This window comes from Flavobacterium beibuense (assembly GCF_004151245.1).
Taxonomy (GTDB): domain Bacteria; phylum Bacteroidota; class Bacteroidia; order Flavobacteriales; family Flavobacteriaceae; genus Flavobacterium; species Flavobacterium beibuense_A.
This window is the reverse complement of record NZ_JUIW01000003.1, coordinates 218,688-231,403: the sequence shown is the minus strand read 5'-3', so window position 1 is coordinate 231,403 and position 12,716 is coordinate 218,688. Positions and strand designations below refer to the sequence as shown.

4 protein-coding genes are annotated in these 12,716 nt (G+C 39.0%); all 4 read right to left on the bottom strand.

Annotation, left to right across the window (positions count from 1 at the left end; all coding sequences use genetic code 11):
• Positions 1-65: 65 nt before the first annotated feature.
• The 4 genes from coaE to NU09_RS04985 all read right to left on the bottom strand — a co-directional run bounded on the left by coaE (position 66) and on the right by NU09_RS04985 (position 12,455).
• Positions 66-653 carry a dephospho-CoA kinase gene (gene coaE, locus NU09_RS05000; RefSeq protein WP_129750161.1) on the bottom strand — a complete coding sequence of 196 codons (588 nt, stop codon included), beginning with the start codon at positions 651-653 and terminating at the stop codon, positions 66-68.
• 1 nt (position 654) lies between these two features.
• On the bottom strand, positions 655-1,650 hold the full coding sequence (locus NU09_RS04995; RefSeq protein WP_129750160.1) for a glycosyltransferase: 996 nt from the start codon (positions 1,648-1,650) through the stop codon (positions 655-657).
• A gap of 113 nt (positions 1,651-1,763) precedes the next feature.
• Positions 1,764-6,899: a fibronectin type III domain-containing protein gene (locus NU09_RS04990; RefSeq protein WP_165357665.1), complete on the bottom strand. Its 5,136-nt coding sequence runs from the start codon at positions 6,897-6,899 to the stop codon at positions 1,764-1,766.
• Between the two features lie 408 nt (positions 6,900-7,307).
• Positions 7,308-12,455, bottom strand: a complete 5,148-nt coding sequence (locus NU09_RS04985) for a GEVED domain-containing protein (protein WP_129750158.1) — start codon at positions 12,453-12,455, stop codon at positions 7,308-7,310.
• Positions 12,456-12,716: the final 261 nt, after the last annotated feature.

The window sequence follows — 12,716 nt, the reverse complement described above, 5'->3', positions numbered from 1 at the left end:
AAAATTAACATTTTAACATTTAAACCTTTAATATATTAACCAAAGATTAACAAAGGCTGCAATTTTTACATTTTATTCAATTCTAAAAATATCTCTCTCGCCTTATTTTTCGCAGCTTCAAGGTTTGTATTGTATATTATATAATCACTTAACTCTTCTTTCTTTTTTTCATCCCACTGGTTAGACATACGCTCTAAAACCTGTTCTTTTGTTATCTTATCCCTCTCCATAACACGCTTAATTCTCAGGCCTTTTGGGGCAGTTACCAGTATTATCTTGTAGCAGTCTTTATAACTTCCGCTTTCAAACAGAATGGCTGCCTCTTTTATCACAAAATTTTGCGATTTATGCAATGTAACCCAGTTTGTAAAATGATCCCTTACTTTAGGATGTATTATTTGGTTTAACTGTTTTAGTTTATCGGGGTTATTAAACACCACTTTAGCCAGCTTAGCCCTGTCAGGCAATTGCTCAGTAAACACTTCTTCACCAAACACTTCCCTTACCTCATTTACAGCATCCGGCAGATACAATATTTTTTTGGCTTCTTCATCAGCGATGTAGACAGGAACTCCTAATGACTCAAAATAGTTTGCCATGGTGCTTTTTCCGCTGCCTATACCTCCCGTTAAACCAATAATTTTTGTACCCATATTATTTAAAAAATAATTTAGGAAAAGCTGTTTCCGGTTTTTGTTTAAGGATTTGCACTTTTAGCAATGATTCCGCATAGCCGTAACCATAACCATAAAACTGTATAAACGCAGCCACTACCGACAGAAAGCTTATTTTAAGGCTTTTATTTTGTATAGCTGAGAGTACAAACAGTAAACAGAAGTACAAAATATAAACATCTATAAAGAAATGCACATTAATTAACAGTAATATAAGAGAAACTATAAGTCCGAACATAAAAATCGACGGAAACAGAAACACCGGCTTTTTATATTCAGGATGCCACAAATCCAGTATTGGCCTTGCTTTACCAAACTTATTTACCTGTATATAAAATTTTTCCCAATCTATCCTGCGTTTATGAAAAACAAAGCTATCCTTAAACAGTTTTGTAGTGTAGCCCAGCTTCCATAACCTTATGGAAAGATCAGGATCTTCGCCCGGATGGATATTACCAAATCCTCCCGAAGCTTCAAAGGCCTGTTTGGAAATTCCCATATTAAAACTTCTTGGCTGGAACTTTTCTATTTTCTCTGATTTGCCCCTTACCCCTCCTGTAGTTAAAAATGAGGTCATGGTAAAGTTTATGGCTTTTTGCACATCACTAAAAGATTCGTGTGCAGCATCGGGGCCGCCAAAACAATCGGTATAATCTTTCTCAAGATTATCTGCAATGCTTTGCATGTAGTGTGGCGGTAAAATACAATCGGAATCTAAAATGATAAAATAGTCTCCCTTTGCTATTCTCATACCGTAGTTACGGGAGTCGCCGGGACCGCTGTTCTCCTTAAAGTAATAAGAAATCATCAACCTGTTCTCATAGCTGCTCACCACATCTTTACAGGTAACAGAAGAACCGTCTTCAACAATTACTATTTCAAACTGCTGTTTATATGTTTGTTTTGTAAGGCTTTCCAGTAATTCCTGTATTTCATCGGGCCTGTTGTAAACAGGTATAACAAGAGAGAAAAACATCTAGCTATTTTTTTTTAACAAAGTTACTCTTAAAAAAACAAAAAGCCACCAAAAAAATGGTGGCTTTTACTTTTTTTTAAAACAAGTATTCAAATACCCGTTTTATAACATGATTATTGTTTTTTAACTACCCTTATTGTTTTAGTCGCCGTTTCTGTAGCAACTATTACAATGTAAGTACCTTCTGAAAGATTAGCCATATTAACAGTACCTTCAAGAGCATTGATTTGCTGAGATATAACCGGCTGACCAAGCATGTTGTATACTGTAGCCGAAGTTATAGCCGAAGAGTAAGAAACAGTAAGCACATCTTTTACAGGGTTTGGCCAGTAAGCAAAGTTAGCTGAATCGAAATCTTTAGTGTCAAGCACTACAGAAACCGTTACCGCAAAAGGCTCACTAGGACAACCATCTAGAGTTTGTACAGCATAGTAAGTAGCTTCATTTTCAATTACATAATCATCACCAAGAGAGTTTTCGTTGTTAATAGCATCCTCTTCTGTAAGGTACCATGTAATAACACCACCTTCTACACCTGTTACTTCTATAAGGCTTATATCAGCAGTTTCGCCTGCATAAACACCTATTTCCTGAACTGATTCACCCTGTGGTGCCGGAGTAATATTAACCGTAACCTCAACAGCTACCCTTGCACTTTCGCAACCATCTATCATTTGAGAAACAAAATATGTTCCGGTTTCAATAGCAGTTTCTTCTGTAAGAACCTCATCAGCAGTTTCATCAGCATACCACTGGATATCGTTACCATCAGCAGTTAAGTCTGCCACGGTAGAAGCACCACAAAATGTTTGTTCTGCATCTGCAACAGGAGTTTCTGTTACGTTCACATTAATCGTAACATCGGCAGTAACCGAACATCCGGCAGCATTAGTAGCTGTTGCCGTATAAGCAAACTCACCTGCTTCGTTAGACATGAAGTAAACCATATCAACATCGTCACCTTCTGTATATGCAACTGTACCTTCTTCATCTGTATAAAGGTTTGTAGCCGGTGCCCATGTTACAGCATTAACCACGCTGTAGTTAAAGCTTATGTTTGGCCTGCTTGTAGATGAATTTGAAGTATCATAAGAAGTAAGAGCGTCAAAACTTGCCACACCTGCAGGCGTAACACCATCTTTCGCACCATAGTATACACTTGCAAACCCTGTTGTGGTAGTATTTGTTCTTGTACCACTACCGTTACCATTATTACCCTGATTGTGTACTACCTCTACAATAAGGTTACCACCTGTCCAGGTATAAGATGTTGAAAGGTTAAAGTCAACAAATCCTGTAGTACCACTTACCGAAGTAAAGTTTTGGTTATATACAGTTTGTAAAGCAGCTGAAGTTACAAAGCCACCTTCCATATTTGTATTAGTAGTACTACCCATCCTGATAGTTAAATCGTTACATGCATTAGCAACCGAAGCATTAAAATCAAAAGCTAAAGAGCTAATTTGTGCACCTATAACCAGACCCTGAGCTAAAAGCTCCTGTTCTGTATACAATATTTGTGTTTTAACACCTCCGTAGTATGCACTAAGCGGATTAGGATAACTTGTAGTTGACGGAGCAGTTGTACCGTTACCTATTACCACCTCGCCAGATACATTAGCTCCCTGAGCTGTAAGCGGCTGTAATGCATTACCACAAATTTCAATTGGTTCTTCGGCAATTGTTATTTCATCCGGAAGAAGGTTTACAGTTACTGTAATTGTAGCTGTTTCTATACATCCTGAAACCTCATCGGTAGCTGTTACCGTATAAGTTGTAGTCTCTGTAGGAGATACTGTTTGTAAAGCTCCTTCAAGGTCACCCGGTGTCCAAACATAAGTATAATCTGTATTATCACTTGTTACAGAAAGATCTGTACTACCACCTATACAAATTGCCTCTTCTGTTGCTGCCGGAGTAATATCAGGAGCATCTGTTACTACAACTTCAACCTCTTCACGGCTTGAGAAACAAAGTCCGTTACCGTTAAATATAAACTGTGGCCTTACTGAATAGGTAAGCACAGTACCACCCTCTGTAGCAGCACATGCGTCTGCACCAGAAGTACTCTCACTAAAGTGATGTTTAATAGTAGAAACATAAGCTGTTACGTCACTTTTCACAGTTCTGCTCATTGTTGCAGATGACGAACTGTTACCATGACAAAACTCTACTACTATATTAGAAGTACCATCCCAGTTAAACAGAGTTTCAAAATCAAATGTATTAACTCCTGTTACAGGAAGGTATGACACATTAGTATATACAACACTAAACGCATCGTTTGCAACAAAAGCTTCCATATTAACAGCTGAAGAAGTACCTATCTTAATTGTAAGATCTTTCATAGGCAGTGTTCCTGCAGATGTAACATCAAGAGCAATTGAATTAATATCACCCGCAGATAATCCTGCAGCTGTAAGTTCGGCAGCTGTAATTAAATGTTGTGTATGGTTGTTACTCCAAGCCGAGTATAACGGGTTGCTGTACGTATTTGTAGTAGCTGCACCCTGACCAACTTTTACAAGAGCACCAACACTTGTTTGAGCGCTACTTACATAGAAGCTCGTAGTTTCAGTAATATAAGGAATCTCAAAAGTAGTACCTTCTCCTAAAGGTAAAGCAGCATCTTCACTTTCAAACCAGTATACAGTACCTGTAGTACTTGACGCCTCAAGCTCTGTAGTACCTTGTCCGCAAACCTCACCCGGCTCAGTAACCGTTAAGTCAGACGGAGTACAAGCTGTCATAAACGATACCGGACCAACCCATTCGCTTTGAGCATCTTCACTACAATTAGATCTTACCCATACATAGTTTCTTGTACCCGATGTTAAATCGGTCACTTCAGCAGTTAACACACCTGCTTCAACACTTCCTGTAGCTTCGGTAGCCGGAGTAGGAACTGTGCCATCCTCGTTTACATAATACTCATATCCGTTTGCCGGAGCTGTAGCCGGAGCCGTCCATGATATCTGAACTGAATTTTGTGCTACATCAGAGTATACTAAATCAATAGGTAATGCACAAGCAGGCTGAACATCAACAACAAAATTATCAATATAGAACCTACTATCCGGAGCATCGTCCTCACTGTGGGCGTAGAAACCTATTTTAATTATACCTGTATAACCCTCAAGAGAAATAATATCAGATACTCCTCCGGCAGGGATATTATCTCCGCCATATGTTTTTATAACATTAACAAGATCCCAGGTATTACCTGCATCTGTAGAAACAACAATTTTTACAAACTTGTCTTCCATATCTGCAATTGGAGTACTGCCAGACCAAGGTATTACTGAAGCATCAAGACTTAACTGATACGTTACAGAGCCATCACCTAAATCAATAGCCGGAGATACAAACCAATCGTCTAACTCTTCATATAAATTAATGTAAGCCGCTTTACCGTTAGCATTTCCCGAATTATTGTTATAGTTACCGCTTTGCCAGCTACTATCTGTATTTTCTAATACAACTGCAGTACCTAAAACTCCTGTTTGCTCTTTCCAGCAATCGCCCGGTATGCTTTCTGTATAATCTGTAAAATCCTGCATTACCACCGGAGTTACAGCATCACATTCAGTTCTGAAAGAACCACCGCTTATCCACTCGCTGTAAGTTCCACTACAGTTACTTCTTACCCAGTAATAATACACCGTATCAGGATCAAGTGTAGTTAACGACAAGGTTATCTCTTCGGTATTACCTGTAGGTGTTGTTTCATCTGTAGGAGTTGTATTTTGTGTGCTATAATAATAGTCGTAACCTCCTGTTGGGGCAGTTTCTAAAGCTGTCCACGATAAAGTAATCCCTTCATAAGTAACCACATGATTTGCTTCTTCGGGAGCAAAACAAGTAACCTCAGTTACACTAATATTATCAACTGCCGCAGCTGGTGATGAACCTACTCCGTCATCATTTATCCATTCAAATACCAGTCTTACTGTTTGCCCTGCATAATCTGCAGCATCAATTACATATTGTTCAGTTAAGAAAGCATCGCCGCTAAGGCTTAGCTCTTCCACAACCTGTAAACCGTCTGTGTCTTCAATTTCTTCTCCTGCAACAGGAATATAAGTAACAGGAACTACCCATACAGAAAGATAATCGTAACCATCTTCTCCTGTACCTTTCCAGTCAAAAGAAACCATTGCCTGAACAATATTAGCAGGAAGTGTTATATCTCTGTAAGCGTGTACAACAGAAGTTGAACCATTGTTATAATCATTGGTAGTACCATTATCATTTGATATATATAATGAGCTTGAGCCTCCATTATTTACAGCAGTACCAATAAACCATTTGTTTGTTTGAGTACCGTTTGCAACATTCCAGTTTGGTGAAGTTTCAAAATCTTCACTAAATGGCATTGTTGCAGGAATCTGGAAAGTTGTAAAAGTAATTGCAGAACTCCAGTCTGAAGTTTCATCTCCACAATCAGATCTTACCCATACATAATATTGTGTAGTTGGGTCCAGTGTTAGAATTACACTTGTTTCATCTGTATTATCAGTAGGAACTGTTGCCGCTGTAGGTGCTGTACTACTTTCAGATACATAATAGTCATATCCGTCAGCAGGTGCTGTAGTAAGAGCATTCCATGAAATAACTGCCGAACTGTTTGTGATGCCCGAAACCGCTAATCCCGAAACCGGGAAACATGCTGGTGGCGGAGACATTGTAAACTGTATCTGTGGTTTAAAGTTATTTGCAATATCTGTAGCAACACCACATCTTGAAGAGTTGTCTGATCTTGCAAACCTACTGCTGTTATCTGCAGTACCGTAGGTATAAACAGTACCAAACTCTGCTGTGTATGTCACAGAACCATAACAAACATCAACTAAGATATTACTGGTTCCATCCCATAAAAAAGGCGTTGTAAGATCTATCATATCAAATCCCAACGCCGGAGTGTAGTCTCCACTGTAAACTTCTGTAAGTTCAGCCGTATTATTTGAAGCTGAATCTGTAGCATCTGTTAATGCAAATCTGATTTTGTAGTTAGGAAGTGTACCTGCATTAGGCAGCGCTGCCACATTCCAGCCCATTTCGTCAATAAAACCTTGGGCACCACCCGCTGCTGTAATCTCTGCAGCTGTGTAAACTACCTGATAACGCATGTACTCATAATATCCGTTTACAGGACCTAAGCCAGAACCGACCGTAGAGTTCGTTGAAGTATTGGTTCCGGAACCAATTGTAACTGTTTGTGCATTTACCCCCGTAAAGGCAAGACACATAACAAAAAAGAGTAAAAATCGGGAAAACCGATTTTCGGTCAAATTCCCGAGGTAAGGCCGGAAATTAACCCTTGAAGTAATTTTGTTCATGAAATTATATTGATTTTAATTAATTAGTTTGCTAAAAATATAAAAATACAGCCCAGATATGTGTTAATTTTAACATATACATGTTATTTTTAAAATAAAACGATTTTTTGTTATATTTTAATGTAAATATTGTACTACAATTGATATTTATTTAAAAAATCAATTACACGACAATAATAAAATGTTATATTTTTTGAAGCTTTGTTAAATTAAAATCAATATGTTATTAAAATAAAATAAAAAAGCCGTCATTTTTATGACGGCTTTTGAATATTTGAAACTAAAACAGCCAAAAAGACTGTTTAGTTATAATATGGATTATTGTTTTTTGACAACTCTTATAGTTTTTGTTGCAGTTTCTGTAGCAACTACTACTATATAAGTACCATCTGAAAGATTAGCCATGTTAACAGTACCTTCAAGAGCATTGATTTGCTGAGATATAACCGGCTGACCAAGCATATTGTATACCGTTGCCGAAGTTATAGCTGAAGAGTAAGAAACATTAAGCACATCTTTTACAGGATTTGGCCAGTAAGCAAAGTTAGCTGACTCAAAATCTCTGGCATCAAGAGTAACTGAAACCTCTACTCCAAACGGAGCACTACTACAGTCGCCTATATACTGTACTGCATAGTAAGTATTACCTGAAACAAGTACTGCTCCCGGAGCTAACTGGTTAGTTCCGTTCATAGCATCTTCCATAGTAGCATACCATGCAACTGTAGCACCATCTGCAACAGTTATTTCAATATCTTCGATAACTGCATCTACTCCGGCATCAACTGCAATTTCCTGCATAGACTCACCTTCAATTTCAGTTACTGTAGTTATGGTTACCATAACAGCAGCCCTTACTGCACTTTCACAACCTTCATACATCATAGAAGCGTAGTAAGTTAAGCCGTCTTCAAGAGCTGTTTCTGCTGCAAGAGGCTCACCTCCCATTTCGTCTGCATACCACATAACCTCGTCGTCAGCCATTAAATCTGCCACAGTAGCACTCCCACAAAAAGTTTGTTCTGCATCTGCCATTGGTGTATCAACCACATTTACAAATACCGCTACAGGAGCTCTCATTAAACTCTCACATCCGTCTACTGTTTGAGAAGCAAAGTAAAGAGCGATACCTGGCTCAAGTTCAGCAGCAGGATCTAGTGGCTCGCCACCTGCAAAATCAGTATACCATTGTATATCTGTACCTGTTGCCATTAAATCTGCCACAGTACCAGAGTTACAAATAACCTGTACATATTCTTCCATTACAGGAGCAGGAGTTGTATTTACTACAGTTGCTACCATAACTCTTGCTACGCTCTCACATCCGTTTACTGTTTGTGAAGCATAGTATGTTGTACCATCGTTAAGCATTACAGTATCGGCAAGAGGGCTACCCCCTGTAGATGAGTAATACCATTTAACCATTTCGCCATCTGCTACTAAATCTGCTACAGTGGCACCTGCACAAAATGTTTGTGTTGCATCAGCTGTTGGAGCCGGAGTAACAACAATTGTAAGATCTGTACTTGCAGAAACTGAACAACCAAATTCACTTGTTACGGTTGCTGTGTAGCTTGCATCAGCTGTAGCATAGTAATATACCGTTCCTGCCGGTTGGCCTGTATATGGCATAGTAGCAGCAGCATCTGTATAAAGACCTCCTTGTGGAGACCAAACATAATCTACAGGGTTTGCAGCACCTGTAATATTTACATTATAATCTTCATATTCGCCATAACCATCAAAGAAACAAGAGTCTGCCACATCTGATAACACATTATAGCTACAGAACACCCTCATTCTTGTAACACCGTTGTAAGCTGTTGCAGGGATTGTAACTGTACCTGTAAATACTACTGACGAGTTACCTCCTGTTACTGAGTTATAAACACTCTCGTCTGCACCAAACACACCATCCTGGTTGTAGTCAATCCAAACTCTAAAGTATTCAGTCCAGGTAGGGTTACCAGCCTGTAATGATATAGTATAGCTTTGTCCGCCACTTACGTTAGCAGTAAGGGCACTATAATAAGTATAGTCACTAGCTGCATCACCAGAAGCATTGTTTACAATGTTTGCAAAAGTAAAGTTGTTAAGGTAGTCACCAGAAGCTCCATCTTCTCCTACTGTAGGAGAACAGTATGGCTGTGTAATAATTGTACTTCCTCCTGAAGCCATAAGGGCAACAACAGAGTTTTGACAAACATCTGAAGAAGCAGGCATTATTGTTACAGCAGACGGAAGCGGATTAACCACAACTGTTACTTCCTGCACTGCAACACATCCTGTATTAGGATCTGTAGCTGTCACCATATAAGTTGTTGTTTCAACCGGAGATACAGTTTGCATAGCACCAGAAAGGTCACCAGGCATCCATACATATTCATAATCAAGGTTATCACTAGTAACAGAAAGATCTGTACTTCCACCTTCACATATTGCTTCCATAGAAGCTACTGCTGCAATTGCAGGTGCTTCTGTCACAGTTGCAGTTACCGCAACCCTAGGGCTTGAACAAATAGCTGTACCATTTAAAATCATTTTAGCCCTGTTGTTAACTGTTGTTGTGTTACCAGAACCATTAACACCACCGGTTACGGCTGCACAAATATCTGCTGCACTCTGGTTATCAGCATAAGTATAAGTTGTAGATACAAAGCCTACGTTATCATACTGTACTGATGATGATGAACCACCAAAATTCACGTTACTGTAACATACCTGTACCACAATGTTACTTGAACCATCCCACATAAACGGAGTAGTAAAAGTATAAGTATTAACACCTACAGTTAATGGCTGAGCCGCATTACTGTATACAGGAGTTAATCCGTCAATATGTGTAGTAGTAGCTGCATTTTGAGTAGTTGCCCCCATACTTACAGCAAAGTTATTGAAGGTTGAAGTACCTAATGAGGTAATTGTAAAGGCAACAGAATTAATAGGACCTGCATATAAACCAGCTGCGTTAAGCTCTGAAGCTTTTAAAATATATTGTGTTTTAACTCCGCCCCAACCATGATAGTAAGGTGAGTTACCACCGCTTGAACTTGTACTGCCTCCGTTACCAATAGTTACATTTGTATCTGGAGTTGGTACACCAGAGCTAACATAAAAGTCAGTAGTTTCAGTAATTAAAGGAGTAGTAAACATTGCACCTTCACCAAGTAAGTTACCACCTGTTTGTGCATCATACCAAGCAAGTATACCTCCGTCTTCAGTAGTAGCATTAAGTTCTGCCTCACCTTGTCCGCAAACTGAACCACCGTCGGTAGTTAAAATGTCCGGGTAATCACAAAGTGTAGTGAATGTTTGAACTAAAGCCCAGTCACTATACACATCTGTACATTGTGTTCTTACATATACATAATATGTAGTGGAAGGAAGTAAACCTGTAACGTCTACAGAAGTTTCTGTAGTAGAATCACCTGATGCCGGAGCGGTATCAGAAGTTATAACCGCATACTCATAACCCGTAGGAACACCTACCGTTGGTGCAGTCCATGAAACAGTTACACCGTCTTTAAGTATGTCTGAAGGAGCTGCCAATACAGGCACATCGCATGCAGGAAGCTCTTCAATAAGAATATCAGCAATATGGAAATCATAATCAGGTGACTGATCAAGAGGACCGTCTGTTGCCTGGAAACCTATCTGGATGGTTTGGCCTGTATAAGCCCCTAACATTAAAGTATAGTCTGTTAATACATTCGTTAATGTAGTTGTGTTTGCTGCCTCAAAAGTATAAAGAGGAGTCCATGTTGCACCACAGTCAACAGAAACCATAACTTTAACTTTATCATCTGTACCCTGCATACGTGACGGATCAGCAGATGAACTTGCAAAATCAGTTATAGCTGCTTTAAATTTAAGCCTTGAGTTTGCAGTAAGTGTTATTTTAGGGCTTATTATCCATGCATTCGCATTACCTAAATATAGGTTAAACTTAGCAGTAGGAACACCTAAAGCATTACTGTTAATCCAATCTGAAGAAACTCCCGAAGGATTAGCCGACGTAGGTTCTACGTTTGTTGTGCTTGAAATAGCAGCCTCAAACCATCCCGGAAATACTACACCTAAGTTTGCACCTGTATAGCCCGTAAAGTTATTTGTTATTGGTAAAGCACCTGCACTGGCAGGAGCAGTAATTGTAAGCGCATTTGTTCCTGCTGTTACATTTATATATGTATCATAAGGACCGCTACCGCATCTGTTATACTCATAAACTTTTACAAAGTAAGAAGTACCGCAAGTTAAACCAGTTACTGTAACAGATGAACCTGTACCGTCAAATACTATTTGCTGACCACCTGCATAAGTAGAAGAAGCTGTGTAAGCCGCTATACCTATTCCATCGATAGGATCTACAATAGCAACATTACTAACCACTACCATTCTGCGACCACCGTTTCCGTTCGTCCAGCTTAAAGCAGCTGCTGTATTACCAATATTACCTAAAATTAAAGCTGTAGCCTGAGTATCAGGAGCAATAACAGGATTAAAAGTTACTGCATCAGAATAATCCATTGCAGCACCATTAGCACAAGTTACCTTTAAACGGTACTGAATACTTGCACCGGCAAAAGCTGCCGGAGTATATGAAGCTGTTGTTGCTCCCGTACCGCCTGTAACATCTGTCCAGTCTGTACCAGCATTAATAGATTGCTGCCACTGATATGAAATACCAGACACAGCTAACGGACTCGCACCTGTAACTGTAATTACAGAAGGTGTAGCACCTGAACAAGCACTACGTACTAAATCTCCTGATACAGCACCTCCTTCAGGAGTACCACTACAAGGTGGCTGAAGCTGCATGAAGAAACGAACTCTTGGCTTAGACGAAGAGTTATTGTTTGAAGTTGCATTTCCACACAAATCTGATCCATCCGCCTGACGGCTTCGGAAATTATTAGCTACACCTGTATAGTTCCAACATTGCCCGTGTACTCCACCCGACAGGTATGGCGCAGTATTAAAACAAATATCAACTAAGATATTGTCTGTACCGTTCCAGTTAAAAGGAGTATCAAAAGTAATGTCGTTAAAACCTAATGCAGGAATGTAACTAAAGGCAGTTTTAACTGTAGTTAATGGCTCCACATAATCTGCTGTAGGAATATCAGCCGTAGTGATGTGGGTCATTTTAATAGTGTAGTTTGGAAGTCCTCCCCCGCTCCAGTAAACGGCTGAAACGTCCCAGGCAAGTTTTTCAATGTTGCCTGCCGCAGCACCTCCGGCCAATAGCTCTGAGGCTGAGTAGACAATCTGAATCCTGCGGCTATTATAATAACCGCTTACAGGGCTTTGTCCGGTATTACCGCTTTGGGAGCCCTGTGTCCCTAGGGTTACATAACCCTGTGCAAAAGCATCATTGCCCATTGTTAAGAAAAGGATGCTCAAGATAAGGTAATGCAATACCTTCATCCCCCCTTTAACAAAGGAAGTTTGTGTAGTTTTTTCCATAAAAACATCAATTTTAATTAATAGTTAATAAAATTATAAATTTTAACCTTAAAATTTAGAGTATTTCACAAAGGGTGATATTTTTAAAGAAAAAAGACATTTTGTTATATTTTGTTATATTTTATTCATTACAGACTACTTATTTCTAATTATTTATATTTTAAATAATGTTTTTATGTTAATTCTTTAACATCTTAACTTAACATAATTCTTAAGATTTACTTAAAATAAAATAAAAAAGCTCCTTCCGGAGCCTTTATT

Coding starts and splice junctions, on each gene's coding strand:
- coaE (WP_129750161.1), bottom strand. CDS start 653: ATGGGTACAAAAATTATTGGTTTAACGGGAGGTATAGGCAGCGGAAAA.
- NU09_RS04995 (WP_129750160.1), bottom strand. CDS start 1,650: ATGTTTTTCTCTCTTGTTATACCTGTTTACAACAGGCCCGATGAAATA.
- NU09_RS04990 (WP_165357665.1), bottom strand. CDS start 6,899: ATGTGTCTTGCCTTTACGGGGGTAAATGCACAAACAGTTACAATTGGT.
- NU09_RS04985 (WP_129750158.1), bottom strand. CDS start 12,455: ATGGAAAAAACTACACAAACTTCCTTTGTTAAAGGGGGGATGAAGGTA.